Origin of the sequence: Salipaludibacillus neizhouensis (assembly GCF_002886185.1) — a bacterium.
Classification (GTDB): Bacteria; Bacillota; Bacilli; order Bacillales; family Salisediminibacteriaceae; genus Salipaludibacillus; species Salipaludibacillus neizhouensis.
This window is the reverse complement of sequence record NZ_KZ614146.1, coordinates 955,752-976,737: the sequence shown is the minus strand read 5'-3', so window position 1 is coordinate 976,737 and position 20,986 is coordinate 955,752. Positions and strand designations below refer to the sequence as shown.

Annotated in this window: 25 protein-coding genes; 3 read left to right on the top strand and 22 right to left on the bottom strand. The window is 36.1% G+C overall.

The window, feature by feature from the left end; all coding sequences use genetic code 11:
• Positions 1-158: 158 nt before the first annotated feature.
• The 4 genes from CEF18_RS04565 to CEF18_RS04550 form a co-directional block, all read right to left on the bottom strand.
• On the bottom strand, positions 159-884 hold the full coding sequence (locus tag CEF18_RS04565) for a metallophosphoesterase family protein (RefSeq protein ID WP_110937583.1): 726 nt from the start codon (positions 882-884) through the stop codon (positions 159-161).
• 67 nt (positions 885-951) lie between these two features.
• Positions 952-1,797 carry an alpha/beta fold hydrolase gene (locus CEF18_RS04560; RefSeq protein WP_407690409.1) on the bottom strand — a complete coding sequence of 282 codons (846 nt, stop codon included), beginning with the start codon at positions 1,795-1,797 and terminating at the stop codon, positions 952-954.
• A 215-nt stretch (positions 1,798-2,012) separates the two neighbouring features.
• Positions 2,013-2,675 carry a response regulator gene (locus CEF18_RS04555; RefSeq protein ID WP_110935407.1) on the bottom strand — a complete coding sequence of 221 codons (663 nt, stop codon included), beginning with the start codon at positions 2,673-2,675 and terminating at the stop codon, positions 2,013-2,015.
• Positions 2,659-3,798, bottom strand: a complete 1,140-nt coding sequence (locus tag CEF18_RS04550; protein ID WP_110935406.1) for a GAF domain-containing sensor histidine kinase — start codon at positions 3,796-3,798, stop codon at positions 2,659-2,661. Before CEF18_RS04550 ends, CEF18_RS04555 begins: the two co-directional genes overlap by 17 nt.
• 285 nt (positions 3,799-4,083) lie before the next feature.
• On the opposite strand from CEF18_RS04550, the gene CEF18_RS04545 reads away from it, so the two are divergent.
• Complete coding sequence (locus CEF18_RS04545) at positions 4,084-4,287, top strand: PAS domain-containing protein (RefSeq protein ID WP_110935405.1); 204 nt, start codon at positions 4,084-4,086, stop codon at positions 4,285-4,287.
• Positions 4,288-4,532: 245 nt separating this feature from the next.
• Here the strand turns inward: CEF18_RS04545 and CEF18_RS04540 are convergent, their stop codons facing one another.
• From CEF18_RS04540 to CEF18_RS26290, 6 genes are all read right to left on the bottom strand, one after another.
• Positions 4,533-5,942, bottom strand: coding sequence for a 6-phospho-beta-glucosidase (locus CEF18_RS04540; protein WP_110935404.1), 1,410 nt, complete (start codon positions 5,940-5,942; stop codon positions 4,533-4,535).
• A gap of 134 nt (positions 5,943-6,076) precedes the next feature.
• Positions 6,077-7,513, bottom strand: a complete 1,437-nt coding sequence (locus tag CEF18_RS04535; RefSeq protein WP_110935403.1) for a 6-phospho-beta-glucosidase — start codon at positions 7,511-7,513, stop codon at positions 6,077-6,079.
• Positions 7,514-7,583: 70 nt separating this feature from the next.
• The gene (locus CEF18_RS04530) at positions 7,584-9,524 is read right to left on the bottom strand and encodes a beta-glucoside-specific PTS transporter subunit IIABC (RefSeq protein WP_110935402.1); all 1,941 of its coding nucleotides are present in this window, start codon (positions 9,522-9,524) and stop codon (positions 7,584-7,586) included.
• 161 nt (positions 9,525-9,685) lie between these two features.
• Positions 9,686-9,886: a CAT RNA binding domain-containing protein gene (locus CEF18_RS27105; RefSeq protein ID WP_183041019.1), complete on the bottom strand. Its 201-nt coding sequence runs from the start codon at positions 9,884-9,886 to the stop codon at positions 9,686-9,688.
• Positions 9,887-10,089: 203 nt separating this feature from the next.
• The gene (locus CEF18_RS04520) at positions 10,090-10,650 is read right to left on the bottom strand and encodes an STAS domain-containing protein (protein WP_223292229.1); all 561 of its coding nucleotides are present in this window, start codon (positions 10,648-10,650) and stop codon (positions 10,090-10,092) included.
• 2 nt (positions 10,651-10,652) lie between these two features.
• Positions 10,653-10,808: a hypothetical protein gene (locus CEF18_RS26290; RefSeq protein ID WP_223292228.1), complete on the bottom strand. Its 156-nt coding sequence runs from the start codon at positions 10,806-10,808 to the stop codon at positions 10,653-10,655.
• Between the two features lie 336 nt (positions 10,809-11,144).
• Here CEF18_RS26290 and CEF18_RS04515 point away from each other — a divergent pair, with 336 nt between their 5' ends.
• Positions 11,145-11,666 (top strand): CBO0543 family protein, encoded by a 522-nt coding sequence (locus tag CEF18_RS04515; protein WP_110935400.1) that lies wholly within the window; start codon positions 11,145-11,147, stop codon positions 11,664-11,666.
• Positions 11,667-11,780: 114 nt separating this feature from the next.
• Here CEF18_RS04515 and CEF18_RS04510 read toward each other — a convergent pair whose 3' ends face one another.
• The 4 genes from CEF18_RS04510 to CEF18_RS04495 all read right to left on the bottom strand — a co-directional run bounded on the left by CEF18_RS04510 (position 11,781) and on the right by CEF18_RS04495 (position 16,218).
• Positions 11,781-12,323, bottom strand: a complete 543-nt coding sequence (locus CEF18_RS04510; protein WP_110935399.1) for a GNAT family N-acetyltransferase — start codon at positions 12,321-12,323, stop codon at positions 11,781-11,783.
• Between the two features lie 21 nt (positions 12,324-12,344).
• The gene (locus tag CEF18_RS04505; protein WP_110935398.1) at positions 12,345-13,343 is read right to left on the bottom strand and encodes a glutathione S-transferase C-terminal domain-containing protein; all 999 of its coding nucleotides are present in this window, start codon (positions 13,341-13,343) and stop codon (positions 12,345-12,347) included.
• Positions 13,344-13,675: 332 nt separating this feature from the next.
• Positions 13,676-13,978 (bottom strand): hypothetical protein, encoded by a 303-nt coding sequence (locus tag CEF18_RS04500; RefSeq protein ID WP_110935397.1) that lies wholly within the window; start codon positions 13,976-13,978, stop codon positions 13,676-13,678.
• Between the two features lie 104 nt (positions 13,979-14,082).
• Positions 14,083-16,218, bottom strand: coding sequence for an ATP-dependent Clp protease ATP-binding subunit (locus CEF18_RS04495; RefSeq protein ID WP_110935396.1), 2,136 nt, complete (start codon positions 16,216-16,218; stop codon positions 14,083-14,085).
• A gap of 250 nt (positions 16,219-16,468) precedes the next feature.
• On the opposite strand from CEF18_RS04495, the gene CEF18_RS04490 reads away from it, so the two are divergent.
• A complete protein-coding gene (locus tag CEF18_RS04490; protein ID WP_110935395.1) occupies positions 16,469-16,645 on the top strand; it encodes a small, acid-soluble spore protein, alpha/beta type in 177 nt (58 codons plus the stop codon).
• A gap of 181 nt (positions 16,646-16,826) precedes the next feature.
• On the opposite strand, the gene CEF18_RS04485 is transcribed toward CEF18_RS04490, so the two are convergent.
• From CEF18_RS04485 to CEF18_RS04455, 8 genes are all read right to left on the bottom strand, one after another.
• Positions 16,827-17,474, bottom strand: coding sequence for a hypothetical protein (locus CEF18_RS04485; RefSeq protein WP_110935394.1), 648 nt, complete (start codon positions 17,472-17,474; stop codon positions 16,827-16,829).
• Positions 17,475-17,662: 188 nt separating this feature from the next.
• Positions 17,663-17,998, bottom strand: coding sequence for a hypothetical protein (locus CEF18_RS04480; RefSeq protein WP_110935393.1), 336 nt, complete (start codon positions 17,996-17,998; stop codon positions 17,663-17,665).
• A 61-nt stretch (positions 17,999-18,059) separates the two neighbouring features.
• On the bottom strand, positions 18,060-18,248 hold the full coding sequence (locus CEF18_RS04475) for a hypothetical protein (RefSeq protein WP_110935392.1): 189 nt from the start codon (positions 18,246-18,248) through the stop codon (positions 18,060-18,062).
• Positions 18,249-18,372: 124 nt separating this feature from the next.
• On the bottom strand, positions 18,373-18,546 hold the full coding sequence (locus CEF18_RS27100) for a DUF3231 family protein (RefSeq protein ID WP_183041022.1): 174 nt from the start codon (positions 18,544-18,546) through the stop codon (positions 18,373-18,375).
• A complete protein-coding gene (locus tag CEF18_RS04465) occupies positions 18,494-19,165 on the bottom strand; it encodes a DUF3231 family protein (RefSeq protein ID WP_110935390.1) in 672 nt (223 codons plus the stop codon). The genes CEF18_RS27100 and CEF18_RS04465 overlap by 53 nt, the downstream gene beginning before the upstream one ends.
• Positions 19,166-19,186: 21 nt before the next feature.
• Entirely contained in the window at positions 19,187-19,342 is a 156-nt protein-coding gene (locus CEF18_RS25730; protein WP_183041023.1) for a hypothetical protein, read from the bottom strand.
• A gap of 14 nt (positions 19,343-19,356) precedes the next feature.
• Positions 19,357-19,785: a hypothetical protein gene (locus CEF18_RS04460; RefSeq protein ID WP_223292227.1), complete on the bottom strand. Its 429-nt coding sequence runs from the start codon at positions 19,783-19,785 to the stop codon at positions 19,357-19,359.
• 46 nt (positions 19,786-19,831) lie between these two features.
• Positions 19,832-20,902, bottom strand: coding sequence for a DUF3231 family protein (locus tag CEF18_RS04455; protein WP_110935388.1), 1,071 nt, complete (start codon positions 20,900-20,902; stop codon positions 19,832-19,834).
• Positions 20,903-20,986 lie beyond the last annotated feature (84 nt).

Sequence of the window (20,986 nt, the reverse complement as noted above, 5' to 3'; positions counted from 1 at the left end):
GTGCTTATACATATTTATTGCATTTATGTGTTTCTTTAAAACATCCATCGTTTTTATAAGTAACTTCGTTTAATTCTAGCAACTATTCATTTATACTTTTAGAATCACATACTAAATGATAGACTTAACCGCAAAATTCAATCATTGTTTATGCTAACTTACTTTCTGGAATTACGATATATCCCATACATTAATTCATTATAGTATTTTTCATATTGAGCCAATCCAAGCTCTTTCGCCTTTTTAAGCTCGGTCTCTCGATCATATTCTACCCGGACAAACTGAATAGCATTGTTTGAATGCGTCCCATCAAGGATGACATAGGACGCTGACGTTAAATCCAATGAATTTCCGACACTCCCCACGTTACAAAGGATGCCTTCTTTAAAAGTGTGTAAGAACGTTGTATGTATATCTCCATAGAAAACGATATCAGGCTTTCTCGAAGAAATTTCTGAATTAGTCTTCTCACTATTTTCAAACATCGATGTTCGTTTAGTATGTGAGTCGATATGAAGAATACGTTCGAACTCACTTCTAGGAGAAGCATGAATAAATCGAATAAACTGTCCATTCATTTCAAGATCATGATGGAACTGTAATGTGCTTAGATAATGATAGTCCTGCTTAGTAAGCTTATCTTGAAACCATTGAATAAACGGGTCTTTCGTAGGCAATTGAATAAATACATCCCAATTCCCCCTAACTACTTCTTCGCAATTATTTTTAATTAATTCAATGCATTCTGATCCTTGTGGGCCTTTGCCGATTAAATCTCCCAAACAAAAAATTCTATCGATATCTCTTGAATGAATGTCCCTAAGAACTTCTTCTAATGCTGTCATATTTCCATGTACATCAGATATAATGGCAATTTTAGTCATAACGTTGTTTTCCCCATTTCTTTTCTGATATAGTTTATTAATAGCATTCATGGCTTCACCAGTAAAGTTATATAAACTCAAGTATTAGCTTGGTTACAATTTCAGGTTGCTCGTGGTTCACCCAGTGAGTCGCTTCCCCAACAAAGATTAGTTCACCATTCTCACAAAAATTCAAGCTTTTTTTAGCACTTTCTACACTTAAGAATTGATCATCCATACCCCAGATAATTCTTGTCGATACAGCTATTTTCTCCGAAGGAAGCTTTGCAAAACGCATTGCTCGGTACCAGGTTAACATTCCAGTCACACTGCCTTCTTGCGACCAGGCACTATGATAGTAATCGATATCCACTGAATGGAACGTGCCTTTTTTACTCGAAGCTAGAAGAGCCCCTGTCAATCGTTTATAGTTATCTGATTTAAGAAATGACTCCGGAATATCTGGTAATTGAAATAATAAAATATATGAGCTTTTTAACCATTGCGGAGGGTAACTAAGGATTGTTTTTTTCATCGCACTTAAGTGTGGGATATTTACGGCAACTAATTTATCTACATACTGTGGCCTGGTAGCCGTCAAATACCACGCAACAGCACCTCCCCAATCATGGCCAATAATCGTTGCGCTCTCTCTGCCACAAGCTTTGATTAATCCAATGATATCGTCCCGCAGCTTATCCAACGTATAATTAGCTATTCCTTCGGGTTTATCACTTAAATTGTAACCCCGCTGATCAGGAATAACGACTCGATACCCAGCATTAGCAAGAGGCTCAATTTGATTTTTCCATCCGTACCAAAACTCTGGGAAGCCGTGAAGTAACAATACAAGTGGACCATCTTCCGGTCCAGCAAAAGCAACATGAAGTCTAATTCCGTTAGTCTCTATAAAATGAAAGTCGACGTCAATAATCATTTATAATCTCCTTTATACAGATGAAGTTCGCTTAAAAATTTTATACTATTAGTATTTGAACTTAGTATATCTCAATTAATGAATATATAACGGTAATCACACATGTAATTTTAAATGAAAAGCTTTGGATCAATAAACTAAAGATGCGATAATTCACGTTTCCCAAGTCTATTTATATGAATAGTTATTTTATTGGTATGGTCTTTTATTTATCACATACTTTTCTCATCGTTCACCAAATTATGCTTTATTGCAAATAGGGCTGCTTGGGTGCGGTCAGTTACTGGTAGTTTAGAAAATAGATTAGTTATATGTGTTTTCACCGTCCTTACTGAGATGAATAGTGTTTCTGCGATTTCTCTATTATTTTTACCTTTTGCTATTTCAATAAGAACTTCTTTCTCCCGTTGCGTTAATGCTTTTAATGCTTTGTATTCCGGTGATTCACCACTGACATGTTCAAACAAATGATTTGCAATTTTAGGATCAATATTTTTGTCCCCATCTAAAACACGCTTAATTGCAACAATTAAGTTTTCAGGTTCCGTGTCTTTCAAACAATATCCATCTGCTCCTGCTTGGATAGCAGAAATAACATTCTCTGCGTCTTCAAAACTAGTTAAGACAAGTATCTTTTGCTCGGGATTAGCAAGCTTCACTTTGCGTGTGGCTTCCACACCTCCCATTTTTGGCATAGACAAATCAAGTAAAATAATGTCAACATTAAGACCTTGTTCAAGTGACTGAATCATTTCAATACCATTCGTTGCTTCTGACACCACATCAAAATGCTTATCTTGAGAAAAGAAAAAGGTAAGACCTTTTCGGACTACGGGATGATCATCCACGATCATCAATTTAATTGATTGATTCATTATATTCTTTTCTCTCCTTTCTTATCGGGACCTTCACGTAAACGACTGTTCCTTTATTTGGTTCGCTTGTCACAAGACAATTCCCGTTTATTAGTTTTGCACGCTCTCTCATACTAGTAAGTCCAAATCCGCTATTTGAAACCTCATTCATATTGAATCCGCACCCGTTATCTTCAATTTTTAATGTGAAGAATGATTCTATTTTTCCGACGTGAATGATGACTTTCGAAGACTCTGCATGTTTATTAATATTATTTAAGGCTTCCCGTCCAATTTTCCAAAAAGCAGTTTCTAAATAATCCGGTATCTTATTTTCCAAACACTCATAGGAAACCGATAAATCAAGTGTTTTACAGTAATTTACTAATCTTATTTTTAATCCTTCTTTAATATGATCTGAGCTTAATTGCCAAATGAGATCTTTCATTTCAGCTAACGCATCTTTTGATGAGTAATAGATTTCATCCAATGAATTAGTAATCGTTTGATTTTCTGAAATGCTTTTTGTCCCCCTTGCAGTATACATAATGGAAAACAAATGTTGATTTACAGAATCGTGCAAATCTCTAGCGAGTCGATTCCGTTCCTCAAGTACAAGCATGGATCTTTCTTGCTCTGATAAACGAATCCTTTCACATGCCGTTCCAATTTGATAAGCGATAGATTCTAAAATATGTAACTCGTCATCATCAAAATTCAATTTGCCTGGAGAAGCAACATTCAGTAATCCAAACATGACTTCACCTAATTTAATAGGAACAGATGCATGAAGTTTAATTCCTTCTGTATTCCCTCTCTTCTCTTTTATAGAACGCTCTATTCGCTCACAATCTATCATGTTTGTTGCTTTCTTTAAATTTCCGGTAAGGCCGCGATGAATACACCGGCAACTACCTTCACACATATACTTCCTTCCTTTAAGTTCTAACGCCTCAGGTAGGTAGGCATGAGCGGCAAGTTGATACTCCTTCTCCTCATCAAATAAAAATATCCAACCAGTTTTTAGATTCGTTAGTTCTAGAATTCGCTTTAATACTTGTTGAAGCATTACTTCCATATTTGTTTCTTTATTCAACATTTCTGCTATAGACTTTATTAAGAAAAGTTCTTCATTCCGTTCCACCTTGAATAACCTCCTTCAATAAAAATAAAATCATATTACTATCATTATATTCTTTTCACAATAACATGCCTTCAAGTTTAAAATGTAGATATACTAAGACATAAGTCGTAATTGAAAAATTTAAATACTTAGACATAATTTTTTATTTGTCAAACTACTAAATGAAATAAATGGAAAAGAGTTTCCTGGAGGGAATAATAGGACTGTCGTTTTGCGAAATGACAAAGTTTTGAAACTAATTAATGCTAATCTTTCTTCCGATAATTTTTTTATATAATTGAAGAAATGAGTATCGGTGAAACAATTATTGACCCTCATTTATCATATAATCCAATTATACATGTTAATAATCACTTTGAAGCTATCACTGGCTATAAGAAAGAAGAAGTCATGTATAAAAATTGTAGATTTCCTCAAGAAGAAGTAACGAATCAAGAAGACACAGACATCATTCGAGAAGCGATAAGGAACAATACATCTACCAATTAACATCGTTTGATTTCAATTGACTAGGCTTATGAATATGACTCATTTTCGCTCATACATATCGAACGATCCACAAAATTTTAATAGAATGTATGAAACACGAGCAGTTATTACAGTTAACGATCTCGCTATATTAATGAATCGTTGGGTGAACATTCAAACAATGAAGTACTTATGAAATTCGCTGTCCGATTACATTAAAAAACTGCTAAGAGAGTCATACTTAGCAGTTCCATTTAGTTATTAAATTATAACTCTTCCCCATTTGTTGCAATAACATTTTTATACCAATTAAAACTTTTCTTCTTGATTCGTTTATTCGAACCTTGTCCTTTACTATCACGGTCCACGTAAATGTATCCGTACCGTTTTTTGAGCTCTGCTGTTGATGCACTTACTAAGTCAATTGGTCCCCATGATGTGTATCCTATAATATCTACTCCATCGGCAATTGCTTTTTTCATTTCTTGAATATGCGCTCGTAAATAGTCGATTCGGTGATCATCATTAACTGAGCCATCTTCTTCGACTTTATCAACTGCTCCTAAACCATTTTCCACAATAAATAACGGCTTTTGATATCGATCATACAGTTGATTACTTACTGTTCTAAGACCAACAGGATCAATTTGCCATCCCCACTCTGAAGCTTTCAAATGAGGATTTTTTACGCCTGCTAAAAGGTTGCCAGATGTTTGTGCTTTTAAATGTTCGGGTTCCGTACTTGCTACAAAAGACATGTAATAACTAAAGCCGATATAATCGACCGTATTTTCCTGAAGAGTCTCAAGATCTCCATCTTCCATAACAATATTAATATCATTTTCCTCTATGTAGTTCTTCATGTAGGAAGGATAATATCCTCTTGCCTGAACATCGGAAAAGAACAACGTTTTTCTATCTTGCATCACAGCAGCCAACATGTCTTCCGGTTTCGATGAATAAGGGTACGTAAGCATGGAAGCAATCATGCAACCAATTTGAAGATCAGGATTGATCTCATGTCCAACCTTAACGGCAAATGCACTTGCAACAAATTGATGGTGTGCGGATTGGTAAATGTCTTGATCATTCTTTTCTCCTTCTTCAAAAAGAAGGCCTGCGCCAGTAAATGGCGCATGCATAACGACATTAATCTCATTAAATGTCATCCAGTATTTCACTTTTTTATGAAAACGAGTAAACAAGGTCTTCGCATAATTTTCATAAAATGCAACCAATTTTCGGCTTTTCCAACCACTATAGTTTTTCACAAGAGCTAATGGCATTTCATAATGAGAAATGGTAATGACAGGCTCAATATTATATTTTACTAATTCATCGATTACTTTTTCATAGAATTCCAAGCCTTGTTCATTTGGAGTTTGCTCATCTCCATTAGGGAAAATGCGAGTCCAGGCAATCGAAAAACGAAAGGATTTAAATCCCATTTCAGCAAACAAAGCAATATCTTCTTTGTAAGTATAGTAAAAATCAATTCCTTCATGGTATAAATTGAAATCCTTCATGGAGAAATCGGGTGGGCTCATAATTCCTTTTGGAGAAACGTCTGCCGTTGAAAGTCCTTTTCCATCTTCTTTGTATGCACCTTCTAATTGGTTGGCAGCAACTGCACCACCCCATAAAAATCCTTCAGGAAACTTTTTAATTTCACTCATCAAATCACTCCTTCTAAAAATTTATCATCTATCTATCAAAGATTATTCTTTTAATCAGGACTGTGCTCGAATTCGCTAAAGGCGGACGCTCAAGTCTCCGCCTATTGCTTCTTCTACTTTTTTGAACTAACTAATTAATCGATCTGCTCACCATTTGACTCAATCACTTTTTTGTACCAATAAAAGCTTTTCTTTTTCGTTCGATTCAACGAACCTTTTCCTTCGTTATCTTTATCTACATAAATGTAGCCGTATCGCTTTTTCATTTCTCCTGTAGATGCACTGACAATATCAATCGGTCCCCAGCTAGTATAACCAAGAATCTCGACACCATCTTCCATTGCTTCGCCCATTTCAGCAACATGCTTTCGTAAATACTCGATACGGTAATCATCGTGAATTTCTCTGTTTTCACTCATTTCATCCACCGCACCTAATCCGTTTTCTACCACAAACAATGGCTTTTGATATCGATCATATAATTGATTCGCTGTAATTCGAAATCCTTTAGGATCAATCGTCCATCCCCATTCAGATTTTTCTAAATATGGGTTTTCAACGGAACCAAAGATATTTCCGCTCGTTTGGTTCTTTAATACTTCTGGATCTGTACTCGTTGAACGGCTTGCATAATAACTAAATCCTATATAATCAACAGTATGAGATTTGAGAAGTTCCTCATCTGCTTTTTCCATATTGATACTAATATTGTTTTCCTTAAGAAATCGCTTTGCATAGCCAGGGTAAGCGCCCCTTGATTGCACATCAATAAAAAAGAACGATTCCCGGTCTTTTTCCATCCCATCAAAAACGTCATCTGGATGACATGTATAAGGATAGGTAGAACCAGCAGCGAGCATACAACCAATTTTCGCTTCCGGAATAATCTTGTGACACGCCTTTACCGCTAATGCACTTGCAACCAACTGGTAATGTGCCGCTTGATATTTGATCTGTAATTCGTTATCTCCCTCTTTAAAAACGAGCCCAGCTCCTACGAACGGTAAATGCAGCAGCATATTAATTTCATTAAATGTCATCCAATATTTCACTTTATCTTTGTATCGCTCTAAAATAGTTGTTGCATAGTTTTCAAAAAACTTTACAAGTTTACGGTTTCTCCAGCTACCGTATGTTTTGATTAAGTTAACTGGCACATCGAAATGAGCAATCGTTACAACTGGTTCAATGCCGAACTTTAACAATTCATCGAATAATTGATCGTAGAATTTTAAACCAGCTTCATTCGGTGTTTCATCATCCCCGTTCGGAAAAATGCGTGACCATGAAATGGATACTCTAAGAGATTTAAAGCCCATCTCAGCAAATAATGCAACATCCTCCTTATAGCGATGATAGAAATCAATTGCTTCATGGGATGGATAAAACTCTCCCTCTTTGGGTTCCAAACTATCGAGCTTGCCCATCATAATTTCCCATCGTTTTTGTCCCGTGGGAAGGAGATCAACAAGAGTTAATCCTTTTCCGTCTTCTAGATAAGCACCTTCTGTTTGGTTTGCGGCAATGGCACCACCCCATAAAAAGTTTTCTGGAAATATGTAATTTTTCATAGTAACCCCTCCTTGATAATAAATTATCAGAAGGAAGATTTGTTATACTCTTCCTTCTGATTAAAAACACCTAGATTAGCGTAATTAGACTGTCACCTTGTTTCACTTCTTTTTCTTCTGTAGTCATCAAATTATAATTCGTTGGATTTGTCACAACAACTGGTGTCGCGAGACTGTATCCTGCGTCTTGAATTTTCGCGATATCAAATTCAGTAAGGAGTTGACCTTTTTCTACTCGATCACCTTGTTTCACATGAGAAGTGAAGAATTTACCTTGTAACTGAACCGTGTCCATGCCGACATGAATTAAGAGTTCGGCTCCATTATCCGTAGTCATTCCAATTGCGTGATTCGACGGAAAAAGAGCTGATACTGTCCCAGATGCTGGTGCATGTAATTTACCTTCTGTAGGTAAAATAGCGATTCCTTTTCCAAGAGCACCTGTTGAAAATGCTTCATCTTCAATCTCAACTAATGGAACGATTTTTCCAGTAAACGGACTAGCAATTACTTCTCCTTTATTCTCAACAGAAGATGTTGATTTCTCTGTTAATGGCTCTACTGGAGCTTCAGATGCAGTTGCACCTTCCTGCATTACTGGTGAATTGGCTTTATTAATTCCACCGAAAATGTATGTCAAGACGAAGGCTAATACAAATGCTAAAGGAGCTGATAGAATCGCACCCCAAAATGCTAAATCAAGTCCGCTTGTTCCGATAAATGACGGGATTTGAAAAATTCCCAATCCACCGATTCTGTATCCTTGTCCTCCAACGAAACCAATAAGACCACCACCTATTCCAGCAGCAATACAACTAATAATAAACGGTTTTTTCAAAGGTAATGTTACCCCGTAGATTGCCGGCTCCGTTACACCGAATATTCCAGAGATAAAAGCAGGAATACTTAATGTTTTTAAATTATCATTATTTGTTTTTATCCATACAGCTAAGACTGCACCGATTTGAGCAAAAGTAGTAGCAAACATCATGGCTAATACTGGATCAGCACCAGTTGTTGTTAAATTGTTAATTGCAATTGGGATTAGTCCCCAATGTAAACCGAAAATGACGATTACTTGCCATAAACCACCGATGACAAGACCGGCAATAACTGGACTTAGGTTATAAACGAAGAGTGTCCCTTGTCCGAGTATTTGGCTTGCCCAAGTTGCAATAGGACCAATAACAATAAACGTAAGTGGCACAACGATAAGCAATGTAAAGAATGGAATTAAGAACATTTTGACAACGTCAGGGATGAATGTTCTTAACCAACGTTCCACTTTTGAAGCGAATAAAGTAGCAAGAATAATAGGGATAACTGATGATGCATAACCCGCACCCATTATAATAATAGGAATACCTAAAAAGGTAAATTGAACTGGTGATTCAAACACTGTACCAGCAAACAAGACGTATAGAGGTTCGGCTGCCAAGATTGTGTTTAGTGTTGGGTAAACCAGAGAGGCCCCGATGGCTATTCCAATGAATGGTGAACCGCCAAATTTCTTGATTGCAGTGTAACCTAAGAAGATTGGGAAGTAGTAGAATAAAGAATCCCCGATTATGTCTAATAACTGATAGGTTCCTTGTCCTTCTTCTAACCATCCAAGTGCTAAAAATAGTGCATTAAAACCTTTGATCATCCCTGTTGCAGCTAAAACACCTAAGACAGGAGTAAAGATACTAGAAATAATATCAATCATGCGGTTAAATAAATTGGTATCTTGTTCTTCTTCTTGATCTACCTCTTCTTTATGGGCGAAACCACCTACTTCAACGACTGCTTTATAAACATCTGGAACGTGATTACCAATAACAACCTGGTACTGACCAGCGCTTTTCATTACTGTCACAATCTCATTCATGTTCTTTAATTCTTCTGTTTGGGCTTTACTTTCATCTTTCAATTTGAATCTTAATCTGGTGATACAATGCACAACACTTTTGACGTTATCTTTCCCGCCAACTTTGTCAATTATATCTTTTGCTAACTCTTCGTATTTCATGATAACCCCCACTTTCTTATGATGTTTTCTATTTTTTGCAAAATAAAAACCTGATCCGATTTGAAACGCACACAAATTGTGTGTTCTCAAAATCAGATCAGGTTATGCCCACTAAGTGGTAACATTCCTTCGAAGGATATTTAATTTGTAAGCTTAGTATATTACTTCTCTAAACAAGTGTCAACGCTTTCATGACAAAAATACTTATATTTCGACATTTCTTTAATAATATCATCTGATTCAATTTTATAGTTGTAAAGCAATCCTTCCCACGTAACGACTATTTCCTGATGATCCAATTCATTCTTTGCACTAAATATATTGCTATTTAGGACCTTTTTTATTATCCTTATCCACCTCACCTTCCGAAATATTATTAGCTTTTGCAGGAACAGAAATAAAAAAACCTAACGTTGTTATAGAATATTCCTAAAAGGGAAATTCCACTACAAACTTAGGTTTTGCCTGCCGAACAGTCACAATCCTTGTATGCAATTGAAAACGATTACTTAATTTTTATCATACTTTTTTGGCATTTGTCAAGTAGACTTCGCGCTCTATTTTTTTATTTAATAATGTACTTTAGTGCCTCGTGTGAACTGCCAAAAGTACGCATTTGTTTGTTTGCCTCACCAAAGGTCATTGCTATTTTTGGCGTAATTCCAACAAGGATACATTCTATCCCCATTAATTGCAAGCAATCATTTAACGTTTTTATACTTGACTGTACTCCATCATCAAACTTATTTAATCCCCCCAGAGATACTAGTACGTAATCAATATCATTAGAAGAAGATTCCATTAAAACAGAAGAAATCATATTTTCTCCACGTTCCTGTGTAAAATCTCCTATAAGAGGAAGTGCAATTGTTTTCTCCCATATGTACATGATGGGAACAGATAAGCCCTTGATCAAATTGTCTTTCTTTTTTTCTTCCTCTGCTTTCGTTGTCACGTCTAACAGCATAACTATGTATCCTTCTATTTTTTCCGCTTCAGTTTTTATAGGTGTTATAACAATATCAGCTACCAATCTGTTACGGATATTTATACGAGCCCGGTGCACTTCTGTTAGTTCATCCATAATTTTTTTTTGATAATCTGGTACACGATGGAATCGGCCCATATTCAATCCCAAGTGATAACTTTTGAAAACAATTCTGTAGCATGTGAGTTCATCCATGCAATATTATAATCTACATCAGCAACAATAATATTTTCACCGATACTATCTAAAGCGTGTAACAATGAAATATTTTCTGGTAGCTTACCAATAGAAGCCACATCTACCACCCATTTCTATGTAATTTCTATTATTATAGCATAATTAATAACCAGTATTGTTTACTTTCTTGCAAGTTACTGTTTGTCTAAATTAGTTTCAACCAAATGCGTGATATCTTTAATAAATTCTTCTACTTCTAACCTTTCATTTCCACTTTGAAATTTTGCTATAATATTCGAGATCGTTCTTGATTCAATTTAAACTTCTTACTTTTAGCTTATTATTTTTTAATAATATTACCCAAATATATGCACACTACTATTGTATCAACTTGCTTTCAGAATAATGAAAACAACCATTTTAAACAAAAAAATATTTTTTAAAAGGTGAATTTTATGCATATACTTACTGCAATTATTAGTATTATAGCGGCCTATGGATGGGGCGATTGGAGGAATTGGAAGAAGTATCACGCTTCATTACTGTTCTTCGCTCTCGGAAACATGATTTACAATTTTTACACAGCAAATTACTTTCTTTGGAGAATGGACGCCGATCCATTTTCAAATCATTCTGTAACAGAAACCATCTATACATTTATCGTCTTTCCTGCTACTGGGCTATTATTTTTAAGTAACTTCCCAAAAACGATGATCAAACAGATTTTACATACACTCCAGTGGATTGCAATTTATGGGATATGGGAATATATATTTACTTTAACAGGACATATCGACTATCAATACGGATGGACATTAGGATGGTCGATTGTTTTTTTATTTGTCATGTTTCCACTATTGAAACTGCATGAAACCCGTCCTCTGTTAACTTATGTTCTATCGGGATTTGTGGCCATATTTGTTTTGTGGTGGTTTAAGGTTCCCATACATTTACCTGTAGAAGAGAGATTTCATTGATACAACTACAATAGTAAACAAAGCATGATAAGAAAAAGGCATAGCGTCTTTTGTTAAATACAGCGTGAGATTTCGCCATCACATATGTATAAAAAAAAGAGGCTTGCCTTTATGCTAGTTAGCGCGAAGAGAAGCAGTTTTACATCCCTCTATATCGACAATCGACAGTCGAAATGCTTTCACAATAATACCATCATTTGCTGGTTCGAAATCATATTGTGGAATACGTTCGAAGCCAAATTGTTCATAAAGTTTAATCGCGGTTTTCATAAACGATCCAGTATGAAGGCCAATTGTATTGTAGCCTTTTTCTTTCGCTCTTCGAATGCATTCTGATATCAAAGCTTTCGCTACACCTTGGCCACGCGCTTCAGGAGACACTGCCAGCATACGAATTTCAGGGTATTCCAATTCCTCGACATATCCATCATAAGCATCTGTTTTTGCTGGAAACAATACGATACTACCAAGAATTTCTCCATGGATTTCTGCAACAATCATCTCTGAGCCTGGTTGAATGTCACCCTCTGAAGAAATTGCTTTTTCAAGACCCCTCCAGTGATCTTCATTTATTTCCTTGGCATGCTCTGCATATGCAGCTATTCGTTGTTCTCGAATTAGTTGTAGTTCTTCCTTTTCAGCATTACGTGTAATCATTACTTTATCCCCTCACTAACATTACTTGAGAAACTTCTCTTGTTTACCACTTATTAAATGCCGACTATGCGGTGAGTCAAGGCTAGTTAAAACAGGTCCTTTCGGGAGAATTTTCTTCTCATTATTATTTGGAATTATCGTTATCGACAAATGGTAATGTTTTTTAATCGCCTCAAGGTCCGTTGTATCTCCAAAACCAGGCGTTTGGTATAAATCCTTGACGTATTCACCTAAGTTTTTAAATTCCCGGATAAGGTTTCTATTCGTTTTAAAAGCTGAATAATAGGCGGCATCAAATCTGATTAAGGTAGAGTAAAGTCGTACATCAGAATCAGTAATAAAATCACCAAATAAGAACCTTTGTTTTGATAAGCGGTCTTCTAAATCGTCCAACCTCGCAAACAATTGGTCGAAAGCTAGTTCATAAGCATCTTGTGACGCAGCGAAGCCGCATTTATATACACCATTATTTATATCGTGAAAAATAACATCATTTAAAGCGTCAATTTCAGTCTGTAGATGTGTGGGGTATAAATCTGGTGCATTTTCTTTATGAAAAGGAGCCCATTCTCTTTCCAAATAATTTGTAAGTTTGAAATAATCGTTATTGACAGCTTGCTTGTTTGTAACATCAACTACTACTGGAACCGTTGGACGACCAGAATAGTTATGATCTGTGCTAATATATATTTCACTTAAATATCTAATCCCTAACACTGGATCCGTTCCTTGATCATCTAAAGAAAATTCCCAGTCAACCCGAGGAATATCCGGACGCATTGGACTAACTGTGCCTAAACTGATAACATTTTCCAAACCAAGAACTTTTCGAACGATTACCGAGCGATGGGCCCATGGACATGCTGGGGACCATATAAGACGATAGCGTCCTGCTACTACAGGCAGCTCACCAGACTTTGTTCCAAAAGGCGTTGCAAACCTGTTTTTTTGCCGTTTAAATGAACCGTCTTTAGAAATTTCTTCAGGCTTTTTCCCCTCTAGTTTATCATTCCCTGTCATAGATTCCCACGCCCTTTATTAATTGTTTAATTATTCTATAAATGTACTATCATTTCATTTAGAAAACAATTTCTAGGACTCGGTATAAAATGGAATGAAACCCTTACCTGTTAATACGAAAAAAGAGTCTCAAGAACTAAGTCAATAAGAAAAACGGCATAGCCGTCTTTTATTAAATACAGCGTGATCTTTTAGCCACCATCATTTAAGTGTCAAGGGTAGGTTTCCCTTGACACGCGTGGCGTAAAGATAGCTGTCAATTTTATAAATTCTTATCTACTAAAAAAAGGCACAAAAAAAGTTCTAATTAACTTTTTCAGCCCCTTCGTGATCTACTCTATTCGTTTTGTTTTTCCTCTGGCAGCATCTACCATAAGTACAATTCCAGTAATCAGGTGCATGGTCATTCCGACTAGTGGAATCCATGCAATGAGATTGGTAAAGATGCCAATAATAGAGCCGTATTTATTACCGCCATCTCTTGAAGAAATAATCATTGTAATAACATGTAATAACAACATTACTCCGAGAGGTGCCCATGAGAATCCAATGACAATGGATGCACCCAGGAACGGAATACCAAGAATAAATTCAAAACATCCTGTAAGCCACTTCATTTTTGTAGAAGAGCGCATGGTTCATCAATCTCCCTTGTTGACAGATATTATATCTGTATCTTTATAAATAATTAATTAAAACACCCACCATATGAATTTTACCACATGGTGGGTGTGATTGTTTATACCAATTTAATTTCTTCATTCTCCAGAACAACATTGATTTCTTTCGTATCATCTTTGTCAAGAATCAAATCAGTAATTCGATCTTCTAGTTGTTCGGAAATCGTTCGACGCAATGGTCGAGCACCAAACTCTTGATGGTAACCAAGCTCGGCCAACTTTTCTTTTACCTCTTGTGATACTGTTATACTCATATTTTGTTCTTTCAATGTTTCTTGCAACTCTTTTAGCATTAATTCCACAATCTCGATAAGACTGTCTTTTCCCAAGTGATCAAACTCAATAATTGCATCAAATCTGTTCAAGAATTCAGGCTTAAAGTAAGCTGACAAGGAATCCAAAATCGAAGTTTGCCTTAACGCATCGTTGTCAGCACCAAATCCTACCTTCCCTTGCTTTGAACCCACGCCAGCGTTACTCGTCATTATAATCACAGTCTCCTTAAAACTGACTGTACGGCCCTGGCTGTCCGTTAACCGCCCATCCTCTAATATTTGCAGAAAAGTGTGCTGGACATCTGGATGTGCTTTCTCGATTTCATCAAGTAAGATAATGGAGTATGGGTTCCGACGAATCTTTTCCGTCAATTGACCCGCTTCATCATGACCGATATAGCCTGGAGGCGAACCAATTAATTTAGAAACAGCATGCTTTTCCATATATTCGCTCATATCAAGTCTAACCATAGCATCTTTTGAACCAAACATTTCTTCTGCAAGTGTCTTCGTCAACTCGGTTTTTCCGACACCCGTTGGTCCTACAAATAGAAACGATCCAATCGGACGATGTTTCGGCTTTAACCCTGCACGAGAACGACGAACAGCTTTAGCAACTTTAGCTACCGCATTAGCTTGTCCTATCACTTTTCCGGCAAGATTCTCAGATAGATTCTTCATTTTTGACGCTTCATTATCCTGGAGTTTACCTACTGGAATACCAGTTTTCCTTTCAATGATTGCCTGAATGTTTTCCACGTTTACGATTACCTTTTCTTCTTTCTTCGTTTCCAATTGCTTTTCTAAGTTTTCTTCTTCATCTCGGAGCTTCGCAGCCGCTTCATAGTTCTCGTCTTTCAAGGCTGCATCTTTTTCCTCAGCTATCACCCTTAATCGTTCTTCAATATTACTATGGTTGGTGCCACCTGCTTGTAAGTTTAGCTTTGACCCGGCTTCATCTAAAAGATCAATTGCTTTATCAGGTAAAAATCGATCTTGAACATACCGATGAGATAACGTCACACATGCACGAATTGCTTCTTCAGAATATGTTACTTCATGATATGCTTCGTATTTTGATTGAATTCCTTTTAGAATATCAATGGCATCCTCTTCCGATGGTTCATGAACCATCACCGGCTGGAAACGGCGCTCTAACGCTGCGTCTTTTTCAATTGTACGGTATTCTTTTAATGTCGTCGCACCAATTACTTGAAGTTCGCCCCTAGCTAATGCGGGTTTCAATATGTTACCGGCATCCATGGAGCCTTCTGCGGAACCAGCTCCAACCACTTGATGAATCTCATCGATGAATAAAATCACATTTTTTCGCTGCTGCAGTTCAGCAATCAATTGTTTTAACCTTTCTTCAAATTGACCACGAACTCCTGTGTTCGCCACTAAGGAAGCGACATCGAGTAAATATACTTCTTTGTTTAAGAGCTTAGAAGGAACATCTCCTTCGCTAATTTTAAGAGCTAGCCCTTCCACTATTGCAGTTTTACCAACCCCTGGTTCTCCGATAAGAACTGGATTGTTTTTATTACGACGATTTAATATCTCAATGACTCGATCTACTTCCTCATTACGACCAATAACCGGATCAACTAAACCTGTTTTTGCAGCCTGTGTAACATTTTGACCAAGCTGGTCCAATAAGCCACCTCCTCGGTTACCTCCTTGCTGAGCTTGCTTGCCATTTTTATCTTGGTTTTGTGCATTCATTGTTGATTCATTGAATTGGTTAAAAAAATCTTTTAATGGCATATCTGAAGATCCTCCAAAACCAGAAGGCATTTTACTTTCAGATTGTAATTCTTTAAAACAAGGGTGACATAATTGCACCTGATGCTTGCTATGATTCAATTGCACATTTAAATTAATTGTTGCTTGTCTTTCGTTACATTTTTGACAATTCATATATTTCTACCTCCCTGATTTATGTGGAATTTTATTGTTATATTTAATTTGACTTTGACTATCTTTGACTAACATATTTCTAGTATACTTTGACCTATTTTGACTTTCAAGTATTTTGCTTATAAAAAATAAATTCTTATCGATAAAGACAATCAATTTTAGTTTTAGCGTCTAAGATTACATTTGTATTCCTGATAAAAATGTAATAACTAGACATAATAAGAGAAATAAAGAAAAGGAGTTGATGAACATGGTTGAAAGTAACAAACTCTTAGTACCTGGAATTGAAAAAGCTCTAGATAAAATGAAGTATGAAATTGCTGAGGAATTAGGAGTAGACCCAAGTGGAGATTCTTCACAAGCAACAGAAGACATGACAAAACGACTTGTTAGTGAGTCCCAACAGGCAACAAAAAATGATCAATAAGAAAAACGGCATAGCCGTCTTTTGTTAAATGCAGCGCGGGCTTTCACCACTCCGAGTAGCACGTATGAATTTCGTGTAGGTGCTACTCGAATGATACGTCTGCTGAAAAGTTGGCTGTCATCTTTCTTATGTCAAAAAAGAACCTAGTTTTATAACTATGGACTAGGCTCTTTAATAAAATTTAATGAATATACATTTTATGTTGCGATATTATCCGCTCACAACCGTCTAACATCAAAGTAAATTTCTTTCTATCATAATCTCTTCCTGCTTCAATGGCATCAAATTCTTTCAGCAAAGCAATACTTTCAAACAGAACTTCTTTTTCACCTGTGATCTCCCGAAGGCTATACTTCACATGAGAATGTAACAGTCCTGCCAATGTTCCGGCACTGGCATTATGACGATTAATGCTAGCCAGCAATTCTCTCGAAGGTTTGTTTATAAGTCTTAAGTATCTTTCTGACACTTGAAAAAATCTTCTCATTTCATCTTTACATAACTCTCTTTCAGGCATAAAGTTTGTTACCTTAAATGCTTCACCAATGAAATAATGTAAGTCATATTGCCAATACTTGTCTTCTAAATTGGATGCATAACTAGGAACAATAAAATCATCATGAATATGTTTTGTATCTCTCTTAACATTCAGTCCTCTTATTCTTTTGTCAAAAGATAAATAAATTCTACCTTCTTCCCCTGTTACGATCCATGATAATGGAGCAACTTCTTGAAATTCGAACTCCCTGAAACTATATTTAACCGACAGAAAATCATTCTCTAGAATCTCCATCATTTCTTCGGAAGACTCTGCTATTTTTCTTGTCATACGACACCACTCCTTTTTAACACCTTTCTATGATAGATTATATTCTTCCTGCCATGAAAAATGTCTAGTTTAGTCACAGAGAGATTTTAATTTCATTTGCTTATCTCCCTCATTAATAATCCATGAGCAGAACTACTAGATGTAAGTCCCCGTTCATGTATGCATGATTATCTATCTATTGTTTCTGTCTAATAATTAGTGAGAGAAATTGCCTCATGAAATGTCGTAGTATTTACTGTCTTATCCAAATGAGAAATTTCTGTATTAATTTTTGACTGGACGTTAATTACGTCTTCTAGAGTCATTTCTTTATAGATTCTCTTTTTCAGTTTATCAACTGCCTCTCTTTTCCCTAACGAAAAACACACCGGGTGAGGATCATGGATCTTAGGTAAGCACTTTTCTAATTTATATTTTTTGTCATTGGTAAAATAATAGTAAATAATATCATTATCACGATTAACTGCTCCTACGACGACATGGAGAGTAATATTAGTCCGGTGGTTTTTTGGCTTGATTTTCAATACCTTTTCTCGTGTCACGTTCACAAAGCTGTCGATATCATCTTCTGAACTTTCCAGCCATTCAGCAGCAATTAGCTAAGAGGGATTTAGCTTCCTCATGATTTCCAGTTGCACCTAAAACAATGTTATCTGATATCATCGCTATTTTTTTGAAATCCTCTTGGTAGACTTTGTCTCCTTCACATAACCTTCCATCACTCATGATAGAGATGAGTTCTTTTGTTGCGACAAGCGTAATTAATGACATCATTATCCCTCCTTAAACTAAGAGATGTTAACTAGTACTCCTGGTTTTCCCCTTTATATTAATTAAAAACGCCTGTCACCTGGAATATAAAAAGCCGACTAATTATTAGCCGACTTTTCCATCCACTCTACTTTTTCTCTAGTAATGGTGGGTGATCCCACATATGATGTTTAATGAGTAAGTTACTTGTATCTTCCGAATAAACCAGTATGCCTCCCATTAGCTTAAGAAACAGAGCTCCTAAATCTTTACGGAATATGGAAGAAGCAGAGACTCCGTAACGGCCCGCAGCAGCACTCATTAAATTTGCTGTTTTGAATAGCATCAACTTGCTCTGAAAATGGTGCCCCTCCTTCCGTATCGATTTCTGATTCCCAAGTTGGTAGCTGAGGCAATTCATCTTTGTCTAGCTTTGATTTAATACTCTCTAAATGGTCTTTACACATTTCTATGCCTCGTTCATAATGTGCTTTAAGTTCCGTATTCATTGACCGGGAAAATGATCGACATACCTCGCGGGTCACTTCTATTGCCCGATAATTGTTAGTAAGTTGCAGTACTTCTGAAGTAGTTAAATTACGATTTCTCCCAAAGAAATTACCTAGAAACTCCTGCTTGTTGATTTTATCTACTTTTTGATTTTCCGGAAGATAGATCAAAGGCTGATGTAATCCAAGTTTCACTTTTAATTTTAGACACATATCTACTAGATCTGCAGTTTTAGTTAAACATGTCTTGTAAAATTCCCGAACTTCGGGCCTTATACTTGTAGAGAGCGCTAAACCTAGCACATTTAGTGCGTCTTGCGCTAAACTAAACTTAAGTAACACAACAAAGTTAGTGGAATAATATCTTTTATTTTTAAGCACGATATCTTTTTTAGTAAAAGGTTCTGGCAAGGTTTGACCGTCATCTAACAAAAACTTTTCTGCTCCGTATACTTAATAATTTGCAAGCTTTAATACGAAATCGAGCATCTGTTTTACCCACGGTTCGTCTTCTTTTTTTAACAGATCTGCAGTTACATTCGATGCCATTGAATTCGTCATATAGGTCATAAATAAATTGGAGGTCTCATCCGCTGTTAGTTCATTCATCTTTTCACTCCTCGCTAAGTAACCATCACTACAATCTTTCTAACAATATATCCTATGAGTAATCCGGGAATTAAAAAGAGCATCGGTAAAAAAACAGGTCCTAACAGTATTCCGAATAAAACTATCTTGCTGGAATACATCAATCCGATTGTAATAAAAAATGCACCAAAAACGAATGGCAGATAAGCTAAATCAGATACCTCTCCATCAGCATCCTGATAGGCATCCCAAATGGCAAACATATACAAACAGGGATAGAACATAAGCCATTGATAATTGAGCACCTCGGAGGCAGCACTTATTTCACCCCTAAAAGAATACATAATCCCTAAGTTAAAATTACTTTGAACATTCACTAAAAACTCTAAAATTATCAAAACAATCCCTTTTAAGACTTGTTTATTTAGAATCTGACCAAAACCCGGTAATGCTATGCTCCACATTAAAACCTCATGTTTTTTCGGCTTTCTTTTCACGTTACCCAACCAATTACTCGACAGGTTGATTTCCATGTGACATTTTTGAAAGTTTGTCTCGATCAGCGGATGTAGGGGGCTCTTCCAACCACCCTTTTTTTATCATGAGTTTTGTTCCATCATTTACGTATTTTGCGATTCCCACTGTAAGGCCTGCGAACTGAAGATGAATGTCATGTCTTAATATTGTAGACACTGCCAGTCCATAATTTTGTATGGCACTCCCGTTGGCTAGGACAGTGTGAAACAGCAATAATTTGTCTGAGAAAGGGGAAATCGTAGAGTCAGTAATATGGGCATCCATTAATTTTGGCGAAGGTAAGCTATCGTCCTGAAATGTTTTGCTTAATTCAATAATCTGCTTCTCAGCTAATTTCGAACCTTCATGAAAATATTTTCTTAATTCTTCTGATTCTGCAATTTGACTAAATGCCACCATTAATGACTTACCTAATGTATTTGTATTAAGATTAATTTGTAGTTGTTTAATTTCCATTGCAGTTAAGGCTCTATTCTTGCCAGCAATAGCAGAGATAAAAGATTCCTTTTCCACGAAGTCAACTTTTTTTGGATAAGGAATTGCAGCTGGAGAAATATTCATTCCCTTCGAAAGTAACAAGAATTGACCTTGTTTATAAATTTCTATGGAATCTTTTATACACATTTCAAAATGACTAATAACGTCCTGTCTAAACGAAGTAGACAAAGCACTTCCATAGGTTATTAACGCTTCTCTTCCCATTTCTGTAACATAAAACACCATAAATAAGTCACTAAATAAACGAGGTACCTTTCTTCGGATATCTTGCTCTCCGAAACCGACTGGCAGTGGTATATTTTCTTTACTATAAATTTCTTTTATCGACTCTAAATGTTTTTTGCTATTTTTTAGTGCAATGGTTAAAAATTCTTTCACTTCGCTGTCTTCAACTACTTCGAGGTGATGTTCATACACGCAACAAAATAACGAATCGCCTATGTAATTAGCAAATAAATCACCTAATTCCGAAGCAACCAAAGATTTATGCTGCTGATGCTCCTTCATTTTCTCCTCAGTACTGTTTCCACCCTGTTCTGAATTCATGCTCCATATCCCCTCTCTGAAAAATATACTTAGGAATATTATTTGTAGAGATGGCATTTAGTATGCATTAGTATATATATCACA